The sequence below is a fragment of the Pseudodesulfovibrio sp. JC047 genome (assembly GCF_010468615.1).
GTDB lineage: Bacteria > Desulfobacterota > Desulfovibrionia > Desulfovibrionales > Desulfovibrionaceae > Pseudodesulfovibrio.
In genome coordinates, this window is the sequence record NZ_WUEH01000005.1 from 71,264 (window position 1) to 91,383 (window position 20,120).

A 20,120-nucleotide genomic window follows, 5' to 3' on the forward strand; every position below is an offset into this window, starting at 1 on the left:
AACAGGGACTCCACTGTTGGAGTCCCTGTTGTTTGTGACTAGTGTTGTTGAGGTTTGTACCATTTTTTGAGACCGGCCTGCGTCTCTTTGGCAGCCTCTTCTGGTGTCATGGTTCCGTTGAGGACCTGGGAACTGACATTCCAGAGTTGATTTTCAAGATTTGGGGTGCCACGAGAGAGGATCTGGTAGGAATTGCGAATGGTGGATTCGTGGGTCTTGCGCCAGTTTACGAATTCTTGGGCAACAGGGTCTTTCAGGGACACTGCGTGGTTTGACAGGGGGAAGAACCCGGGCAGGGAGTTGGCGTATAGTGTCGCGAATTCCGGGGTGGAGAGCCATTCAAGGAACAGCCTGGCCGCTTCCTTGTTCGGGGAGGCCGCATTCAAACCGAGTGCGATGTCGGTATGGTCCGAGATATAGCCTTTGGTCGAGCCTTCCGGCAGCGGCGGGGGAAATGCGCCGAATTTGAAATCGGCCTGTGTGTTAAAGGTGGTTATATCCCAGGAACCGGCTGGATAAATGACGGCTCGACCTAATGTGAACAGGTTCTGGCTGTCAGGATATTTTTGTGCCTTGTATCCTTTCCCCATGTACGGTGCCCATTTGGCGAGCTGTTTCCAGGTATTGACATAGGGCGCGTCGGTGAGTTTCGCGGTTCCGGCAATCAGGGCCTTGCGACCTTTCTCGCCTTCCCAGTAGTTGGGACCGATATTCTGGAATCCCATGGTGGCCGCTTCCCATTGATCGGCTGTGCCGAATGAGAGAGGAATATAGCTGCCATCAGCCTTGATCTTTTCAAGGACAGTGAAAAATTCTGCTTCGGTTGTGGGGACAGACAGCCCCAGTTCTTCGAAGATTTCTTTATTATAGATGAAACCGTGAATGACAGAGGCCATGGGGACCGCAAATGTGGCTGAACCGTCATCGGTTTGCCAGGCGGATTTGGCCACGTCGGAAAATTCTTTCATTCCGGCGAGATCATCGAGGGCAACAATGTACCCTTTGTTGAACAATTCGAGGGAGGCATCGAAAGGACGACAGGTAATCAGGTCGCCGGCGGTGCCGCCAGCCAGTTTGGCATTGAGACCCGCATTGTATTCAGCCGGAGGCATGGGAGCGAAAGAAATCTTGATATCCGGGTGCTTTTTGTTGAAGGCCGGGATGATGACATCAACCCATATGTCACTGTCGTCATTGCGCCAGCTTTCGATTTTCAGTGAGGTCGCGGCAAATGCGCTGGTGGCGATCATGCTGAGTCCCAGCAGCGCAGCCAGCGCGAGTCCTGTCCATTTTTTCAACATCGGTTCCTCCCAATTTAGCAATTTAATGGGCAATATACATTTCTGTTTATACTTCGGCAATGTGAATCAGGGCTTCTCGCAGATTCCCTCCTGATTGGTATAATTTTTCCTGTGCCTGTTTTGGTGTCATTCCCTTGGCAACGAGTACGGCTGGTTTGACGTGAAAATCTGTTTGTTTCAAGGCGGTTTGCGCTGTTTTTTCTGGGACATTTGCTATGGAGGCGACACTGCGGGCCGCCCGTTTGCGGAGCTTGGCATTGTCCGGTTCAACATCAATCAAGAGACCGTCATGGACATGGCCGAGACGGGTCATGACCAGTGTCGAGAACATGCCAAGGGCGGTTTTTTGCGCGGTCCCGGCCTTGAGTCGGGTTGAACCGGCAAGGACCTCGGGACCAGTGTCGAGCAGGATGGGATCAGTCGCGAGATGGAGCAGCAGACATCTGGGGTTATGCGCGATACCAATGACCTGAGTTCCTTGTTGTGCGGCCAATTTCGCGAATTGACAGGTGTATGGGGTTTCCCCGCTGGCCGAAACCGCGACGAGCACGTCTTTGTCGGTCACCATGCTTTTCTTGAAATCTCGAAGCGCCGATTGTTTGTCGTCATCCCCGGGCGTGGTGATGGTCAGAACGTTGTCGGCGTCGTCAGCTCGATAGATGGCCAGACGGGATTTGGGCCAACCAAAGGTGCATGGCAATTCAATGCCATCCAACCCGGCGAGGACACCGGATGACCCCGCTCCGACATAGATGAGTCGGCTGTCAGGCTCTTGGAGCCTTTCGACCGCACCGAGCGCCGCCTGTTCGAGGGCTTTGATGGCAGTTCGAACTGCTGCAACGCCGTTGATCTGGTCTTGCCAGACATGCGTGAGAATGTCGCTGGAAGACCATGTGTCGAAACCTGTGGAACGGGGGCAGATGCGCTCTGTCAAAATGCGTGATTCTTTCTTTTTCTCTGACATGCCGGATTTGGTAGCACATAGGGCGCGAACGGGAAAGACAATCCGTTTATTTCGGTCACCGATTTTATCTGATATGTTTGCTGTCCGGCTGTATATTGGATAGGGATTTTATAGGAGTGTGCACCATGTTGAATGGCAAATTGTTTGTTGGAGTAGACGGCGGCGGGACCAAATGTCGGGCGCGTATTTCCGATATGGACGGGACCATTCTCGGCGAAGGGCGAGGTGGACCGGCCAACACGCGTCTGGGATTGGACGTCGCGTTCGGAAGTATTGTGGCGGCCACAGATATCGCCCTTGCCTCGGCTGGATTGGAGCTGGATCGGAAAAAGGATTTATATGCTGGACTTGGGCTGGCTGGGGTCTCGTTGCAACGAGAGCGGCACCTGTTGGCCTTGTTCGGCCATCCGTTCAAGTCCATGACCATCGAGTCTGATGCGTATATCGCCTGCCTTGGTGCGCACGGAGGGCAGAATGGGGGAATCCTGATCCTCGGGACAGGCAGTTGTGGGTGTGCCATTACTGACGGTGTGGAACAAACGGTCGGTGGGTGGGGCTTTGAAATTTCTGATTACGGCAGCGGGGCGTTTATCGGGCATCAGGCCGTGCGTCGTTCTTTGTTGGCCTTTGAAGGGGTGGTTCCCATGGGCGGCTTGGCTATAGAGGTCATGGACCGTTTGGGAAATTCTCCGGAAAGAGCGGTTCCGTGGGCGGAGAAAGCCACGCCGTCTCTGTATGGAGCGTTTGCTCCGTTGGTTTCCCATTGGGCCGAGGACGGCGATCCCATGGCCGTGGATATCATGCGACAGGCCGGATATGATACCGGATTGCTGCTCCGGGCGTTGAAAGGCACGGGAACCGAGCGGCTTGTCTTGGCCGGTGGTGTGGCGGAAGCCATCCGTCCATGGCTGTCCGAGGAGGTGAAATCGTGGCTTGTTGAGCCGATCGGGGATGCCTTGGCTGGTGCTTTGCTTTTGGCTCAAATGCGTTGTCACGGTGAGGAGTGTCGTGGAGGTCTTTATGCGTGATGTGGTGGAACCGACTTCGACATTGATGTTTCGTGAGACTCATGAGGCCCCGGCGGTCGTTGCCTTGCAGAAGGCCCGGAATGACGATGTCTGTGCTGAGTTGGCGGCTCGATATCAAAAGACGCGACCTCGTTTTGTGACGACTTGCGCGCGCGGCAGCTCAGATCATGCGGCCACGTATGCGAAATATCTCATGGAAGTTCATCTTGGAATTCCAGTCTTGTCCATGGCTCCTTCCGTGGGATCAATTTATTGTCATCCCATGAATTTGAAGGGGTGCCTGTTTATTGTGATTTCCCAATCCGGAAAAAGTCCCGACCTGCTGGCCTGTGCGCAGTGGGCGCGGAAGAACGGGGCGTTTATTCTCGCAGTGGTCAATGAAGAAGATTCTCCGGCCGCACAGATGGCGGATGCCGTGCTTCCCTTGTTGGCCGGACTGGAACAGAGTGTTGCCGCGACCAAATCTTATATCGCGTCATTGAGTGCGTTGTTGCATTTTACGGCAGCGATGTCTGGAGACATGGCTTTGGGAACGGCGTTCAATCGGTTGCCTGAGCATCTAGACGCGGCCCTTGCTCTTTCTTGGGAAGAGGCCGTTGAACCGTTGGCGGACGCCGAAACGCTGTTCGTGGTCGGGCGGGGCTTGAGTTATGGAGTGGCGTTGGAAGCGGCCTTGAAGCTCAAGGAAACATCGTCTTTGCATGGGGAAGGTATCAGTGGTGCCGAGATCATGCACGGTCCTTTGGCTCTGGTCCGCCGTCGGTCGCGGGTGTTGGCCTTCAGTCAGGAAGACGCGACCCGTCCGGGGTTGCTCGAATTGGCCGAGGTCCTGCGTGGAAAAGGGGCCAAGCTGTTCATGGCCGAAGAAGGGACACCCGAATCCGGACGGTTGCCCGTGGTCCCGGGGATGCACCCGGCAGCCGCGCCGATCGCCATGATTCAGTCCTTTTATACCATGGCCAATCAATTGGCATTGGCCCGGGGCATGAACCCGGATAATCCACCTTCGCTCAAGAAGGTGACGGAGACGCTGTGATGCGGACATATTTGACAAATTGTCGGGTTTTCACCGGCGAGACATTGTATGATGGCTTGAGTGTGGAGATCGAGGATGGCCGTGTCGTGGGCTTGATTGCCGAGTGCGGGATGGCTGGTGGTGTGGAGGTCGTGGACCTTGGCGGAAACCTGCTTGCTCCCGGCTTTATTGATGTGCAGGTCAATGGCGGTGGCGGGGTCTTGTTCAATGAGTGCCATGAGACGCATGATTTGAAAATCATTCTGGAAGCCCATCGGCGATACGGCACCACAAGTCTCATTCCCACCCTGATTTCCGATCGGTGGGATGTCATGGTTTCGGCTGCGGGCGTGATTCGGCAGGGACTCCGGCTCGGTGTGCCGGGGTTGCTCGGTGTACATTTCGAGGGACCGTATATCAATCCCGAACGCAAGGGGATTCATCAGGAAGCGTTTATTCGGCCAGTGGATGACGGGGCGTTCGAGTTATTCTCTGCCGGTGATTTGGGGGTGGTGATGACCACAGTGGCTCCGGAATTGGTCCCGCCTGATTTCATTCGATCCCTATCTGACGCCGGGGTTCGAGTGTGTCTCGGACATACAGCCGCGACATATGACCAGGTCCGGGCCGGTATTGCCGCCGGGGCCATTGGGGTCACTCATCTGTTCAACGCCATGTCTCCGTTGACCAGCCGGGAGCCTGGGGTGGTTGGTGCCGCATTGGACGATGCTGAAACCTGGGTCGGGGTTATCGCTGATGGACATCATATTCATTTTGCTTCGTTGCGAATTGCGTGTGCCGTCAAAGAACAGGGCAAGGTCATGCTGGTGACAGACGCCATGCCGAGTGTCGGGGCGAGCGAAAAGAATTTCACGTTGCAGGGACACCCTATTCTGGCCGAGGACGGGCGGTGCCAATCCGTCGGAGGGACTCTTGCCGGGTCTGATCTGAACATGGCGGATGCGGTTCGCAATGCCGTTGAAAAACTGCATTTTTCAGAGGAGGAGGCATTGCGAATGGCCTCTCTGTATCCGGCGACATTTCTTGGAGTGGATGATCGGCTTGGCCGTATCGCTGTTGGGTATCAAGCGGACTTTGTGGTGATGGATGCCGAATTTCATGTGCTTGATACATGGATTGCCGGCGACAATTCTTTTTGATTGAGTTGAGGTACGTTATGCAGAAGCGAGTCAGGGTTCTGGTCGTTGGTTTGGGAAATATGGGGCGTTCGCACGCCAAGGCGTATCATGCCTTGGACGGATTCGAGATCGTGGGGCTGTGCAGTCGGCACGCCTCGTCTTTGACGGATCTTCCGCCGGAATTGGCCGCGTATCCCCGGTATGATTCATATGAAGAGGCTCTGAATGCCGTGCAACCGGACGCCGTGAGTATCAATACGTATCCTGATTCCCATGCCGAATATGCCTGTATGGCGTTTGAAGCTGGGGCGCATGTCTTTTTGGAAAAACCTATGGCCCCCACCGTGGAGGCTTCACAAACGGTGGTGGATGCGGCGATCAAGGCCGATCGGAAATTGGTTGTCGGGTACATCCTGCGACATCATCCGTCCTGGACAAAATTTGTGGAATTGGCGCAGGGATTGGGCAGGCCATTGGTGATGCGGATGAATTTGAATCAGCAATCCAGAGGCAGTGAATGGAGCGTTCACAAGCATCTCATGGAAACCATGTCGCCCATTGTGGATTGCGGGGTGCATTATGTGGATATCATGTGTCTGATGTGTGGGGCCAAACCCGTGAAGGTCCATGCCATGGGCGCACGATTGTCTGATGAAATCGCACCGGATATGTATAATTACGGGCAACTTCAGGTGACCTTCGACGATGGGTCCGTGGGGTGGTATGAAGCGGGGTGGGGTCCCATGATGAGTGAGACCGCCTTTTTCGTGAAAGACGTGGTTGGTCCCGACGGATGCGTGAGTATCGTAGCCGCTGAACAGGCTGGACAAGGGCCAGGTTCTGCGGATGTGGAAGGTCATGCCCGGGCTGGGATTTTGCGGTTGCACCATGCTCAGACAGATGACAATGGCGAATTTGTCGAGGATGATACGCTTATTGAAATGGAGGATGAACCCGATCACGATGAATTGTGTTTTCGGGAGCAGGTTTTTTTCCTCAAGGCGATTCAAGAGGATATCGATTTGACAGACCATATGCGGGATGCGGTGAACAGTCTGCGGATCGTGTTGGCCGCAGACCGATCCGTTCGCACGGGGGACGTTATTTCATTGTAGAGTACAATACATCACGAGTTGATGAGACTGGACGGCTGTCAAAGGCGTTCAGTCTTTTTTTTGATGGTTCATCGTGGGGAAGGGAATTTCAAGAATATTTGAGCCACTGTTTTTTTGTGAGAAAAAGGGAAATGGGAAAAATAATCCTAAATTCATACTTTTTTACTCAAGAATTAATTCAGAGTAAAAAAGTATGAAAAGTATTGGCATAACAGGAAAGATACGGGCAATTGAAAATCGAAATCAAATAAATACTGTTTTAGAAAATCTAAATATTTTAGCTATCTAATATCTTTATGAGAGTTGTTCCTATTAGTTTGAAACCCCTTGACCTTGTCTGTTAAAATAACATACCGGCAGGGTATGAATAAAAACCTCGTGAATAGGTGGGTTATTTAACCTCCTTGTTTGGGAGGATTTTGGATTTGATTTGAGATGCGTGCCGGGTGGCCGTGTCTGGGGGCCGAAAGAGGACCTGGAAACAGGACCTGCAGAACGGGCTGAAAGGTCGGTTCGTTGCCATCAACGCTTTTGAGGAAGGGATCACACATGGCAAACGGTAAAAGGATGTTGCGATTTGCTGCGATCATGATTGCGCTGGTCGGCGTGCTGGGGTTTCAGATGGAAGCCATGGGCATGTTTGATTCGGTGGAGAAGGCCACGGGTAGGCCTGATGTGATTATGATCGACACCATCGCCAAACTGGAGTCACTTGAACAATCTGCGGTCGTGTTTCAGCACGATTTGCACACAGACGCCCTGAAAGAACAGGGTATGAGCTGTTCTTCCTGCCATATGAAGGACGAAGAGGGGACCATGTCCCTGACGTTCAACCGGCTGGAAGGCGAAGGACTGCCCGAATTGTCCGTATCGCAGCTCAAGGACACGTATCATGACGGCTGTCTTTCCTGTCACGTCGAGAGTGGTGACAAGGGATTCAAGACTGGTCCCATGGTGGGCGAGTGTCGAAGCTGTCATCAGGCAAAGCCGGAAGTCACTGCCGAGCGCGTCGCGTCCGGTATGGACAATACACTGCACTTTTTGCATTGGGATTCCAAGGTCATCCCGGTTGATTCGGGTGAGCAGACCAACTGTGGTTCCTGTCATGCCGTGTATGACGAGACCGCTGGAAAGTCCGTGTATAAGAAAGGAGAGGAAGACAGTTGGCGATTTGCCTCTGCGTATCCTCCCGAAGAGCTGGCGGACTTGACGACACGAGAAGTTTTTCATGCCCAATGTGTGACTTGTCACCAGACACTCATTGAAGAAAAGGCAGAACGCAGCGGGCCGGTTGATTGTGCCAGTTGTCATGATGCCAAGACTGTTGAAGCTCGTACTGTTGAAAATGCCAAGACCATCGAAGCCATGGGTGGAGTGCCGCGTTTGCCCCGCAAGCAGCCTGATGCCGTGCTCATGATGGCCAAGGTCTCCGGCCCGAAGCCTGAAAAGGCCACGGGAATGGACCCGGTTGCTTTCGATCACAAGCTTCATGAATCGGCGGTCGAGACCTGCCGGTCCTGTCATGACAAGGGTGTCAATGCGCCCATGGATACGAGCTTTAAGGCCTTTCATGATGTGAATTCGGATACGTCCTGTGTGGGATGTCATGCCAAGGAACAAAAGAAACCGGAATGCGCCGGATGCCATGCGGCCCGTCCCGTGTCCAAGGCGACGTCTGACGCAACCTGTCAGAGCTGTCACAATGCGCCTCGTCCTGCCCCGGAAGCCACTGAGGCCGAAGTGCAGACCGAAGCGATGACGGTTCTTGCCTCGCGTCCGACGAGTCAGGCCATGGTCGCCGTCAAGGATATCCCGGAAACCGTGACTATCGGCGCCCTGTCCAATGAGTACGAGCCGAGTGAAATGCCGCATCGCAAGATCGTGTTGTCGCTTCTTGATGGCATGAAGGACAATTCGCTGGCGACGACATTCCATGCCACGCCTGCGGCCATGTGCGCCGGATGCCATCATAATGCCCCGGCTACCGTGACACCACCCACGTGTGGAAGTTGTCATGCCAAGCCGTTTGCAACAGACGGTATGCCCGGCTTGAAGGCTGCGTATCATGCCCAGTGCATGAGCTGCCATACGGAAATGAAGCTCGATAAGCCCGCTGCCACGAATTGTGTCGCGTGCCACGAGAAAAAATCCAACTAACCGAAGGAGAGACGCGAAATGTTACGAAGAACATTCCTCGGACTGTTGGGCGCAGCTGGCGCAAGTGTCGCGCTTCCCATGTCGGCACGGGCTGGAGGGAAATCCTTTGGTCCGCATCCCGACACATTGGCCGTGCTTTTTGATGCCACCCGCTGCATTGGTTGCCGCAAATGCGAGCAGGCTTGCAACGAAGTGAACCAACTGCCTGCACCCGATTCCACGTTTGACGATTTGACAGTCCTCGACACCAAACGTCGGACTGATGAAAAAACATATACTGTCGTGAACAAGTTCCAGGGCACAAGTGCTCCGGTTTTCGTGAAAAAACAGTGTAATCACTGTTTGGAACCGGCGTGTGCCTCCGCCTGTTTTGTCAAGGCTTTCAAAAAGGAACCGAATGGAGCCGTCAGCTATGACGCTTCAGTCTGTGTCGGTTGTCGATATTGCATGATCGCCTGTCCTTTTGAAATCCCGGCCTATGAATACGATGAACCGCTGACTCCCAGAGTCATGAAGTGCACCTTGTGCGCGCCCCGTTTGGCCGAAGGCAAATTGCCCGGCTGCGTGGAGCAGTGTCCCAAGGAAGCGCTCACGTTCGGCCCGCGTGATGAGATCATCAAGATCGCCCGTGCGCGGATTGCGGCCTACCCTGATCGATACGTGGATCATATCTATGGCGAAAGGGAGATGGGCGGCACGAGCTGGATGTATCTGTCCGGTGAGCCGTTTTCCAATATTGGCCTGCGGGAGGACCTGGGAACAGCGTCCGCTCCTGAACTGACTGCCGGTGCGTTGGCTGCCGTCCCCATCGTGGTCGGCATGTGGCCGGTGTTGCTCGGTGGTATCTATGTCGTGAGCAAACGCAAGGACAAGATTGCCAACGACGAACGTGTTGCAGCAGTCAAGGATGCCCTGACCAGAGCTGGAGAAGAAGCCGAGAAAAAACTGCATGATGCGTTGTCCAAGGCCGAAGTTGCCAACAAACGACGGATCGAGGTCGAGGTCAAAAAGGCCGTTGAAGAGGCGCTGACTCCCAAGGAAGACGCCGAAACAGGTGAGGAGGAATCCTAGATGGCTGTTCACACCACAACGGCTGAAAAACAGTCCTTGTTCACGCCGTTTAATATTATTGCTGGCATCATTCTGGTTGCCGGGCTGATTGTCACGGTGATGCGTTTTACCGGCGGCCTCGGAGCCGTCACCAACCTTGACCAGAACAACCCGTGGGGCATCTGGATCGGCTTCGATCTGATGTGCGGCGTTGCCCTGGCTGCCGGTGGATACACCACCTCCGCCGCTTGCTACGTGTTTGGTCTCAAGAAATATCATGCGGCCGTTCGTCCGGCCATCTTGACCGCGTTCCTCGGGTATGCCCTGGTGGTTTTTGCCCTTGGATATGACGTCGGTCGTCCCTGGCGACTCCCATATCCTCTCTTTGTGCAGCAGGGGACGACCTCGCTGCTCTTTGAAGTGGGATTGTGCGTCATGCTGTATCTGACCGTGCTGTTCATCGAATTTTCCCCGGCCATGCTCGAATGGCTTGGTTTCAAGAAGATTCGGAAGACCGTGGTCAAATTGACACTGCTGTTGACCATTTTCGGTGTGGTTTTGTCCACGCTGCATCAATCCTCGCTGGGCGCACTGTTTATCATTGCCCCCTCGAAGTTGCATCCGCTCTGGTACTCGCAGTACCTGCCGGTTTTCTTCTTTGTGTCGAGTATCTGTGCAGGTCTGTCCATGGTCATTTTCGAAGGGACGCTTTCTCATAAGCCCATGCACCACTTGATGGACGAGGAGTACCTGAACAATCATGATGGTCTGATTCTTGGATTCGGAAAGGCCGCTTCCCTCGTGTTGTTCGGGTATTTCTCCATCAAGGTTATCGGCTTGGCCTACGACAACAACTGGCATTACCTGACCACTGGCTTCGGCGCGTGGTATCTGGTTGAAATGCTCGGTTTCGTGGCTCTGCCATCCTTCCTGTACGCCATCGGTGTCCGGGACAGGAATATCCCCGTTATCAAATGGGCCGCAGGACTGACTGTCCTCGGCATTATCGTCAACCGATTCAACATCTCCATGGTTGCCTTCAACTACCATCTGCCTTCCGCAGAGCGGTATTTCCCGAGCTGGGGCGAGATCACCATCTCCCTGTTCGTGGTGACCATCGGTGTACTTGCCTTTCGGTTTATCAGTACCCGGATGCCCATCTTCAATGAGCATCCCGAGTACAAGAACGAACACTAGTCCTTGGAGGGAACATCATGGAATTCTTTACATTACAGGATTATTACACCTTCACCAAGGGCACTGTGTATCTCATCATGGGCGGAATTCTGGTCGGGGTCACTCTCTACTGGCAGTTCCTCATGGGTGGAAACAAAAAGGACGACTAGGCACTACGGCCATCGTTTTCAATTTATCGATATGACAATCAAGGAGAAGCGGAAATGTACGATTTCCTGACAGGGCCGATGCTCTGGGTGACGTTTCTCGTCAGCTTTGGCGGCCTGATCGTTCGCGCCGTCATGTATGTCAAGGGCCTGAGCTGGCAGCTTGACAGAGTGGCCTACCGTCCCAACATGCGCTACGGGCTGCGAGGTGGATTCCGTTCCATTTTGGCCTTTATCATTCCGTTCAAGGCCAGACTGTGGCGGGTACGCCCCGGCTTTACCCTCATATTCTTTGCCTTTCACATCGGGCTGCTTGTCACCCCGATCTTTTTGGAAGCACACAACGTGATGTTGCGGGATGCGTTTGGATTCAGCCTGCCCACGTTGCCCACATTGGTGGCGGACATGTTGGCTTGGATCTGTTTGGCCGGTGGTCTGTTCCTGATTTTGCGTCGAATCGCGTTCCCCGAGGTTCGCATTCTGACGACCTTCTATGACTATCTGTTGCTGGTCATTACGGTCATGCCTTTCGTGACCGGACTGATCGCACGCTACGAGATGGGTGAGTACAACTTCTGGCTGATGGCTCATATCATCAGTGCGGAAATCTGGTTGCTCTGTCTGTCTTTCACCAAGCTCAGTCACGCAGTCCTGTTCTTCATGTCCCGTATGCAGTTGGGCATGGATTACGGCATCAAGCGTGGTGGCATGAAAGGCTCGGACATGTCCTGGTAATCGGGATTGAGACACAGCCAAAGAGAATGGAGAAGCACAATGCCTGAAGGAAAATTCTGCAACAAGAAGCCCATTACCACCGATGAACAGCTCAAGCTGACTCTCGGGGACAAGGGCGGAAAGCAATATTACGAGGAAATGAACCACCTGGAGGTGGATTCGGAGAAGCTGTGGGCGACCATACAGAAAACCTTGAAATCCAGGCTCAAGACCTGGTTGGAAATCTGTGCCCATTGTGGCCTGTGTGCCGAGTCCTGCTTTTTATATCAGGTGAACGATCGGGTGCCTGAACAGGTGCCGTCTTACAAGATTCAATCCACCCTTGGCCAGATCGTCAAGAAAAAGGGCAAGGTGGACAACGAGTTCATGCAGATGTGCATGGAGACCGCCTGGTCCAAGTGTACCTGTTGCAACCGGTGCGGCATGTATTGTCCGCACGGCATCGACATGGGAATCATGTTCAGCTACCTGCGTGGCCTGCTGTATTCGCAGGGATTCGTTCCTTGGGAACTCAAGATCGGGTCCGGGATGCACCGGGTGTACCGCGCGCAGATGGATGTGACCACGGAAGACTGGGTCGAGACTTGTGAATGGATGGCCGAAGAGACCGAAGAGGAATGGCCGGGACTCGAGATTCCAGTCGATAAGGTCGGTGCGGACATCATGTACACCTGCAACGCCCGTGAACCGAAACATTATCCTGAAGACATTGCCGAGGCAGCGATTCTTTTCCATGTTGCCGGAGAAAACTGGACGGTTCCGTCCGAGGGGTGGGAACAGACGTCCCTGTCCATGTTCGCCGGAGACTGGGAGTGCTGCAAGGACAATGTTCAACATGTCTACAACGCCCTGGAACGATTGAAGCCGAAACGCGCAACTGGCACCGAGTGCGGGCACGCGCACCGGGCCACGGTCATCGAAGGTCCGTACTGGGTCGGTCGTGAAGACGGTCAGCCGCCTGTTCCATATGTCCATTATGTGGAGTGGTTGGCCGAGGCATTGCGTACCGGCAAGCTCAAGATTGATCCCACCAAGCGGATCAAGGAGCCGGTCACCTTGCAGGATTCCTGCAACTACGTCCGGAATCAGGGGCTGAAAGATGTGACCCGTGAAATCATCAGCTACATTGTCGAACCCGGGTATTTCGTCGAAATGGCGCCGACCAGGGAACACAACTACTGCTGCGGTGGTGGTGGCGGTTTCAACGGTATCGGCATGTATCGGGAACAGCGCAACGTGGCACTTCGCAAGAAGATGGACCAGATTCTGGATACCGGCTGCAAGCTGGTCATTGCTCCGTGTCACAACTGCTGGGATGCAATTCGCGATCTGGAGGAAGAATACGAAATCGGTATTCGTTGGTCCTTCCTCAAGCCGCTGGTTATCAGCATGTTGGATGTGCCCGAGCATCTGTTGCCCAAGGACGAGTAACCAAAGGACGAGGTGAGATATGTTCAGGAAGATTCTATTGGCGACCAGCGGTGCTCCGTCCACCTTTGGTGCCGCTCGTGTCGCGTTCGACATGGCCAAGCGCTACGGTGCTGAAGTCATTGTCTTCAACGTCATGGGGGTGCCGACCAAGGCTTTTTCTCAGGAGGTCAATGACGTCCGTACCGGGGAGAAGGTCGAGGTTGACGACGAGTATCGGGCCTGGGTTGAAGAGGAGTTGAAGAACACCTTTGCAAAGCAGATCGAGTGTGTCGAATTCTCCAAGATGGTGTTGACCACCGGGGTGCCACATCGGGAAATCCTTCGCGCCGCCCGTGAAGAAGATGTCGATCTGATTGTGATGGGAGCAAGTTCCGGTGAATCTTCGGCCTATCGGATGGGATACACTGGCTCGACCTTGCAACGTGTGGCCAAAGCGGCCCGGTGCCCGGTGCTGACCGTCCATCGCGAAACCGCTTCATATTGGGGCGGATTCGGCAATATCGTTTTTGCGACCGATTTCTCGAAACAGGCTGACCACGCATTCAAGTTCGCCCTGGCCTCTGCCAGGGAACTGGAGTGTGACCTGACGCTACTGCACGCATTGGATATCAGTGGCAAGGTACTGGATCAGAATTCTATTGAAGACGAACTCATTGCCGCGCGCCAACGTCTTCGGGACATGTATGTCCCGTTGATGGGGGATTTCAAGAACTTCGATATCGAAGTCTGGGAAGGCGTTCCGTATGTGGAAATCGTCAAGATGGCTCGGGAACGGTCTGCTGATCTGATTGTCATGGCTCACCATAGCCGTGAATTGGACCCGGAAAAAGCACGTATCGGTTCCACCATGGAACAGGTACTCATGCGAGCCGGTTGTCCTGTCGTCAGTGTGAGCAAACCGGACAAGGTATAACGAGAGGGCACAGCGTCCGGCCTGTTTTGGGCCGGATGTTCAAGGATGAATGGTGCAGTCGATCATGGCGGGTACGGCTGTGGCACAAGCCCGGATCGAAAAAACGTTTTGGGCGTATCAGGAGGGTTTTGATATGACACAGAAGATTCTCATCGTTGATGATGACAAGGAAATTCGTTCGTATTTGTCCGAATTGCTCAGCGACAACGGTTACGAAACCGTGACCGCTGTGGATGGGGCCGAGGCCGTTGCAATCGCACAACAGGAAAAGCCGGATCTTATTACTCTGGACTTGGAGATGCCCAATGAATGGGGTCCCCGTTTCTATCGGAAAATCAGTCAGGATGACGCGCTCAAGCGGACTCCTGTAGTGGTGATCAGTGGCCTGAGCGGGATCAAATACGCTATCCCGAAAGCCATTGCGAGCCTGACGAAACCTTTTGAACCTGCTCAATTGCTGAAGATCGTCAAAGACGCAATAGGGTAGTTGGCAGGTGTGGGGGAACCGGCCTGTCTTATTTTCAGAGTAGGCAGGTCGGGTTTTCTTCTTGAACAAGTGCGCGGGTTGTGTGTACGTTCCTCGGGTTGTGGAATAAACCCGATACCTTGAACTTCAGGTAGAACGAATGCCAAAGAAAATTATGGTTGTGGACGATGATCCGGATATCGTTGACTACCTTGTGACTGTATTCGAAGACCATGGATACGAAACCTGCCGCGCTTCCGACGGAATGGTTGCTTATGATGTTGCCAAAGCGGAGAAGCCGGATCTCATTACGCTCGACATTGAAATGCCCCACGAATGGGGGCCTCGGTTTTATCGTCGGCTGACAAGTGAGAAAGCCTTTTCGGAAATTCCCGTTATCGTGATCAGTGGACTCTCTGGGATACATCTGGCCATTCGGCGAGCTGTGGCGACAATCAAGAAGCCTTTTGATCCGGCCGATGTGATCCAGATTGTGCATGAGGCATTGGGAGAGTCTTCCGACAACGACTGATGGTTCAAGGGTGCCGGAATCATGATGCAGCCGGGGGCGGTTGTCGTGTGCGCGGTAAACCCGGGGGTATGATGGACTTCAGAAGATTACTGCTCGTGGATGATGAAGAAGGCGTTCGACGTTTTCTTGGTCTTTCTTTCGAGGAATTGGGATATGAGGTTGAAACGGCTGCCAACGGTCAAACGGCGTTGGAGCTGTTTTCGTCGTTCAGGCCAGACATCGTGTTCACGGATATCAAGATGCCCGTCATGGACGGGATCGAGCTGCTCAAACGGATCAAGACGCAGTCCCCGGACACTGAGGTTATCATGATAACCGGGCATGGGGATTTGGATTTGGCGATTGAATCGTTGAAGTTCGATGCCTCTGATTTTATCACAAAGCCCATTAATAACGACGTTCTTGAAGTCTCTTTGGAGCGCGCCCGCACGCGTATTTCCATGAAACGCCAGTTGCGTGAGCATACGGAAAACCTCGAAAAGCTGGTCGAGGAAAAGACCCGGCGTATCGTTGAGTTGGAACGACAGAACGCGGCGTCCCAAGTGGTTCAGGGGTTCTCGTCTGCCTTGTCTGATGCGACGCAGGAAGTTGAGACCGGATCAGGTTTGTTCAATGAGCTGCCGTGTCTGGTGTCTATCCATAACCGGTATCTTGAAATTGTCGCCCACAATACGCTGTTTGAAGAGCGGTTGGGCAACCAGGTCGGGAACAATAGTTTCGATATCTATTCCGACAGGGACTCTCCGGGAAATGCCTGTCCGGTTCAGAAGACGTTTGATACCGGCAAGGGCCAGCGGAGTAAGGAAAATTTTCTTGGCAGGGACGGAGAGGAAATTCCGGTGACGGTCTATACCGCGCCTTTGCCAAACAACGATGGCGACATCGAGTTGGTGCTGGATATTTCCGTGGATATGACTGAATTGAAACGGCTCAAGGACGAGTTGTTGACCACCCAGTACAAGTATCAGCGCGTGTTCAACGATGCGCCGTGTTACATCACCGTTCAAAATCCGGATTTGTCCATTGCCGAGGCCAATCATCTTTTCAAGAAGGATTTTGGCGAGTCTGTGGGGAGGCCGTGTTTTGACAGCTACAAGCACCGAAGTGAACCGTGCGCTGATTGTCTGGTCCGCAAGACGTTTGCCGATGGTGAGACCCGACAACGAGAAACCGTGGTCACCACGTTGTCTGGTGAGCAGAAGAATATGCTTGTGCAGTCCGCGCCTATTCACGATGCGGCCGGAGCCATTGTACAGGCCATGGAAATTTCGACGGATATCACGGAAATTCGTCGTTTGCAGGATCATTTGACGTCGTTGGGCATCATGTTGGGGTCCATGTCGCATGGGGTCAAGGGGATGTTGACGTCGCTTGATGGGGGCATTTACCGGTTGGAATCCGGCTTGAAAAGGCAAGATCCAGCGCGAGTCGAAGACGCGACCCGAGTTCTTAAATCCATGATTGGTCGGGTCAAAAAAATGGTGCTCGATATTTTGTATTACGCCAAGTCCCGAGAGCTGGAGACCGAAGAGCTGGACGCATCCAGTTTCCTGAAAGAAACATTTGAAATTGCCGAAGCAAAAGCCGTCGCGGCCGGAGTGGAGAGTGTGTGTGACATTCCGGAATATTTGGGGCGATTGACGATCGATAGTGCGGCCATGGCTGCGGCATTGGTCAATTTCCTTGAGAACGCGGTTGATGCCTGTGAGGGCCGGGATATCGCAGGGGGCGGACGAGTGGCCTTCATGGCTCGACGTACTGGGGATGTCTTGACCATGACTATTGTCGATAATGGTATGGGTATGGATCGGGAAACCCGGGAAAAGATTTTTACGTTGTTCTTTTCGTCCAAGGGGAAACGGGGCACCGGGATCGGGTTGTTTATTTCGAATCAGACCATTGAACAGCACGGCGGAGCCATCACGGTCGAGTCTTCGCCCGAGAATGGGTCGAAGTTTATTGTGACGTTGCCCATGGCCACGTCTCTCTGATTCCCATGATGGTATTTGATGGCACGGTGGTACGTGCTGGCTCATTTGAATCGTCGTGTGCGAGCACCATGTATTTTTGTAGGGGAGATAGGCAATGAAATTGACCACACGCAGTAGATACGGGACACGATTGCTTCTCGACATCGCCCTGCATTCAAAGGACGGCCATCCCGTGCCGAGCAAACAGACTGCCGCTCGGGAAGGGTTGTCGCTCAAGTATTTGGAAAAGCTCGTCAAGGTGCTGAAAGAAGAAGGGTACATTGTTGGAAAGCGTGGTCCCAATGGCGGCAACACCCTGATCCGAAAGCCCCGCGAGATTTCCATTGGTGAAGTCGCTCGTATCCTCGACGGTGAGGACCAGGTGCTTGGCTGCGAAGGGGATGTGTCCACCTGTCCACGTGCTGCGGTGTGTCTCAAACGATCCATTTGGGATGACGCCAGTCTGGCCATGTACAAAATGCTCGATTCCTTTTCTTTGGCCGATCTTATGAAGGACGCGTATCTGTGTCCGCAAAATCCGCCGCCGAAAGAATAACCGTCATGGTGGCACATCGGCAACCATGAGGGAGGTCTCATGTTGTTCAAGGGATTTCGTGAAAGCCTGATCGCCAAGCTGATGCTTTTTGGCGGTGTCACCTTGCTGGTGTGTGTGATTTTGTGGTCGTGTTTCAATATTTATCATTTCCGTCAACATCTTCGGTCCAATTCCATGTCTGATATCGCTCTGGTTTCAGAGACGATCATGTTGGCACTTCGCTATGGCATGTTGGTGGATTCTGAAGAGGATGTTGAAGAAAATATCAAGAATATCAGCCGTCAGGATGCTATCCGCTCTATCCGTATCTATAACAAGGCCGGAGAGATCGTTTTTTCAAATATCCCTGATGAGGTCGGGACGGTCCTTGACGTGACGTCGCCGTCCTGTCGGACCTGTCACCAATATTCACCGACACCGCCAACCATGCCGTTGGAGCAGCGAACGCGGTTGAATGAGGTGCGGGGGGAATCGCTCATGTCCATCATGACGCCTATTCCCAATTCAGAGGGGTGTTCGCCAGGGCCATGTCATGTCCATACGTCGGATGAGCAGGTGCTCGGCCTGTTGGATGTGACTGTGAGCATGGAGCAGAAGAACGCGACGCTTGTCATGTTTGAGCGAGCGAATATCTCCATTGCCGTAATTGTCTTCATCGCCACCTTTATCGCATTGTTTTTCTTTATTTATCGATTTGTCTTCAGGCCGATAAAGCGGTGTATTACAGCCGCTCGCAGTTATCAATCCGATGAAATATTTACCGCGCTTCCTGTTGAACAGACCGATGAAATCGGGGCTTTGGCAGAGGAGTTCAACCGGATGGGACACCGGGTTTCTGACAAGCATCGGGAACTTATGGACCAACGTGAAGAATTTCGCCGTTTGTTTGACACGGTTCCCTGTCTGCTGAGTGTGGTCGATCTGGAGTATCGAGTCATACGACATAATAAGGAATATAAACGCCGTTTTGGAATCCCGCAGGGAAAACGGTGTTGGCAGATCAACAAGGGACGGATTGAAAAATGTGAAGTCTGTCCTGTTGACCGAACGTTTGTCGATGGCCTGTCGCATATGAGTGAAGAAGAGGGCATGTCCAAGGAAGGCAAACCCATTCATTGGATTGTGTACACGTCGCCAGTGCGTAACAAGGAGGGCGATGTCGTGGCCGCCATGGAGATGATGATCGACATCACTTGGCGTAAGGAGCTGGAGCAGAAATTGGCGGCTTCGGAGCATCGCTATCACGCCATTTTTGATTCCATTCCCAATGCGGTTTTTGTTTTGGGTCGAGCAAAATTGGATATTCTCAATTGTAATGAAGCGGCGGAAACGATTTATGGATGGAGCCGGGATACATTGATCGGCCGATCATTCATGGATTTTTTCCGAGAAGAAGAGGTCGAGGATTGGGAGTCGGTGGTGCGGACCGTGCCGGAGATCGAATTGTGTACGCATGTTACCCATTCAGGTGCGCCGATTTTCGCGGCCCTACGTCTTTCGCCGGCCCGATTTGAAGGGACTGAAACCGTGATTGTCACCTGTACGGATGTGACCAAGAAAATGGAGACCGAGCAACAGCTCATTCAGGCCAGCAAGATGACGACGCTTGGAGAAATGTCCGCTGGTGTCGCGCATGAGTTGAATCAACCATTGACCATTTTGCAGGCCATCAGCAATTTGTTGTCACGCAAGGCAACGTCCGGATCACCATTCAAACCGGAAATGATGCGGGAGATGGCAGATGGCATTGCAACGCATGTCCAGCGGGCCAGTAAAATCATTGAACATATGCGGGAATTTGGTCGTAAAGCAGACCTCAAGGCCATGCCGGTTCAGATGAATGAAGTTTTGGAACGTGGGTTTGAGTTTTTCAGTCAACAACTTAGTGTCCACGACATTCGTGTGACTTGGGCTTTGGAAGAAGGGTTGCCCATGATCATGGCCGATTCGAATCGATTGGAACAGGTGGTTATCAATTTGTTGCTCAATGCCCGGGATGCCATTGTCGAACGGTGGGATGGCCATGGGCCGGAAGCGGACAAGCGGATTTATATCCGTTCATTTAGCACGGAAGACTTCGTCGTTTTTTCGGTGTGCGATACAGGGTCCGGTATCCCGACGTCCATGCGGGAGCGGTTGTTCGAGCCGTTTTTTACCACAAAGAATGTGGGCAAGGGAACAGGACTGGGGCTGTCCATCTCCTACGGTATCGTGAGTGATTATGGTGGCGAGATTGTCGCCAAATCGTGGGATTCGACCGGAGCCTGTTTTGAAATAACATTTCCCAAAGCCGAGTGTGAATTGTGCGGAGTACTGAAATAATGCGAGAAAAGAACGAGCCCTTCATGTGAAGAAAACGAATCTTTTCAAGAGGAAGTGTCTCCGGCGAGGGTGAGGAGCAGGAG

General features: G+C 53.2%; 18 protein-coding genes. 16 read left to right on the forward strand and 2 right to left on the reverse strand.

Going from position 1 to position 20,120, the window contains the following annotated elements; genetic code table 11:
- Positions 1-38: 38 nt before the first annotated feature.
- Both GO013_RS04555 and GO013_RS04560 read right to left on the reverse strand, forming a co-directional pair.
- The gene (locus GO013_RS04555; RefSeq protein WP_163808874.1) at positions 39-1,301 is read right to left on the reverse strand and encodes an ABC transporter substrate-binding protein; all 1,263 of its coding nucleotides are present in this window, start codon (positions 1,299-1,301) and stop codon (positions 39-41) included.
- Between the two features lie 46 nt (positions 1,302-1,347).
- A complete protein-coding gene (locus tag GO013_RS04560) occupies positions 1,348-2,265 on the reverse strand; it encodes an N-acetylmuramic acid 6-phosphate etherase (RefSeq protein ID WP_163808875.1) in 918 nt (305 codons plus the stop codon).
- A 125-nt stretch (positions 2,266-2,390) separates the two neighbouring features.
- Here GO013_RS04560 and GO013_RS04565 point away from each other — a divergent pair, with 125 nt between their 5' ends.
- From GO013_RS04565 to GO013_RS04640, 16 genes are all read left to right on the forward strand, one after another.
- Positions 2,391-3,293, forward strand: a complete 903-nt coding sequence (locus tag GO013_RS04565; protein ID WP_163808876.1) for a BadF/BadG/BcrA/BcrD ATPase family protein — start codon at positions 2,391-2,393, stop codon at positions 3,291-3,293.
- Positions 3,286-4,329 (forward strand): SIS domain-containing protein, encoded by a 1,044-nt coding sequence (locus GO013_RS04570; RefSeq protein WP_203529387.1) that lies wholly within the window; start codon positions 3,286-3,288, stop codon positions 4,327-4,329. The genes GO013_RS04565 and GO013_RS04570 overlap by 8 nt, the downstream gene beginning before the upstream one ends.
- Complete coding sequence (nagA, locus tag GO013_RS04575) at positions 4,329-5,468, forward strand: N-acetylglucosamine-6-phosphate deacetylase (RefSeq protein WP_163808877.1); 1,140 nt, start codon at positions 4,329-4,331, stop codon at positions 5,466-5,468. Before GO013_RS04570 ends, nagA begins: the two co-directional genes overlap by 1 nt.
- A 17-nt stretch (positions 5,469-5,485) precedes the next feature.
- Entirely contained in the window at positions 5,486-6,562 is a 1,077-nt protein-coding gene (locus GO013_RS04580; RefSeq protein ID WP_163808878.1) for a Gfo/Idh/MocA family oxidoreductase, read from the forward strand.
- A 549-nt stretch (positions 6,563-7,111) separates the two neighbouring features.
- A complete protein-coding gene (hmcA, locus tag GO013_RS04585; RefSeq protein ID WP_163808879.1) occupies positions 7,112-8,719 on the forward strand; it encodes a sulfate respiration complex hexadecaheme cytochrome HmcA in 1,608 nt (535 codons plus the stop codon).
- A gap of 18 nt (positions 8,720-8,737) precedes the next feature.
- A complete protein-coding gene (gene hmcB, locus GO013_RS04590) occupies positions 8,738-9,790 on the forward strand; it encodes a sulfate respiration complex iron-sulfur protein HmcB (RefSeq protein WP_163808880.1) in 1,053 nt (350 codons plus the stop codon).
- On the forward strand, positions 9,791-10,966 hold the full coding sequence (gene hmcC, locus GO013_RS04595; RefSeq protein ID WP_163808881.1) for a sulfate respiration complex protein HmcC: 1,176 nt from the start codon (positions 9,791-9,793) through the stop codon (positions 10,964-10,966).
- Positions 10,967-10,983: 17 nt separating this feature from the next.
- The gene (gene hmcD, locus GO013_RS04600; protein ID WP_128328731.1) at positions 10,984-11,115 is read left to right on the forward strand and encodes a sulfate respiration complex protein HmcD; all 132 of its coding nucleotides are present in this window, start codon (positions 10,984-10,986) and stop codon (positions 11,113-11,115) included.
- A gap of 54 nt (positions 11,116-11,169) precedes the next feature.
- Positions 11,170-11,847 (forward strand): sulfate respiration complex protein HmcE, encoded by a 678-nt coding sequence (hmcE, locus tag GO013_RS04605; RefSeq protein WP_163808882.1) that lies wholly within the window; start codon positions 11,170-11,172, stop codon positions 11,845-11,847.
- Positions 11,848-11,886: 39 nt separating this feature from the next.
- Positions 11,887-13,278 (forward strand): sulfate respiration complex iron-sulfur protein HmcF, encoded by a 1,392-nt coding sequence (gene hmcF, locus GO013_RS04610; RefSeq protein WP_163808883.1) that lies wholly within the window; start codon positions 11,887-11,889, stop codon positions 13,276-13,278.
- A gap of 19 nt (positions 13,279-13,297) precedes the next feature.
- Positions 13,298-14,191, forward strand: a complete 894-nt coding sequence (locus GO013_RS04615) for a universal stress protein (RefSeq protein ID WP_163808884.1) — start codon at positions 13,298-13,300, stop codon at positions 14,189-14,191.
- A 133-nt stretch (positions 14,192-14,324) separates the two neighbouring features.
- A complete protein-coding gene (divK, locus tag GO013_RS04620) occupies positions 14,325-14,678 on the forward strand; it encodes a DVU0259 family response regulator domain-containing protein (RefSeq protein WP_163808885.1) in 354 nt (117 codons plus the stop codon).
- A gap of 139 nt (positions 14,679-14,817) precedes the next feature.
- Positions 14,818-15,189, forward strand: coding sequence for a DVU0259 family response regulator domain-containing protein (gene divK, locus GO013_RS04625; protein WP_163808886.1), 372 nt, complete (start codon positions 14,818-14,820; stop codon positions 15,187-15,189).
- Between the two features lie 71 nt (positions 15,190-15,260).
- Positions 15,261-17,180, forward strand: a complete 1,920-nt coding sequence (locus tag GO013_RS04630; protein WP_163808887.1) for a response regulator — start codon at positions 15,261-15,263, stop codon at positions 17,178-17,180.
- A 94-nt stretch (positions 17,181-17,274) separates the two neighbouring features.
- Positions 17,275-17,715 carry an Rrf2 family transcriptional regulator gene (locus GO013_RS04635; protein ID WP_163808888.1) on the forward strand — a complete coding sequence of 147 codons (441 nt, stop codon included), beginning with the start codon at positions 17,275-17,277 and terminating at the stop codon, positions 17,713-17,715.
- A gap of 39 nt (positions 17,716-17,754) precedes the next feature.
- Positions 17,755-20,037 carry a PAS domain-containing sensor histidine kinase gene (locus tag GO013_RS04640; RefSeq protein WP_239057743.1) on the forward strand — a complete coding sequence of 761 codons (2,283 nt, stop codon included), beginning with the start codon at positions 17,755-17,757 and terminating at the stop codon, positions 20,035-20,037.
- The last annotated feature ends 83 nt before the right edge of the window (positions 20,038-20,120 follow it).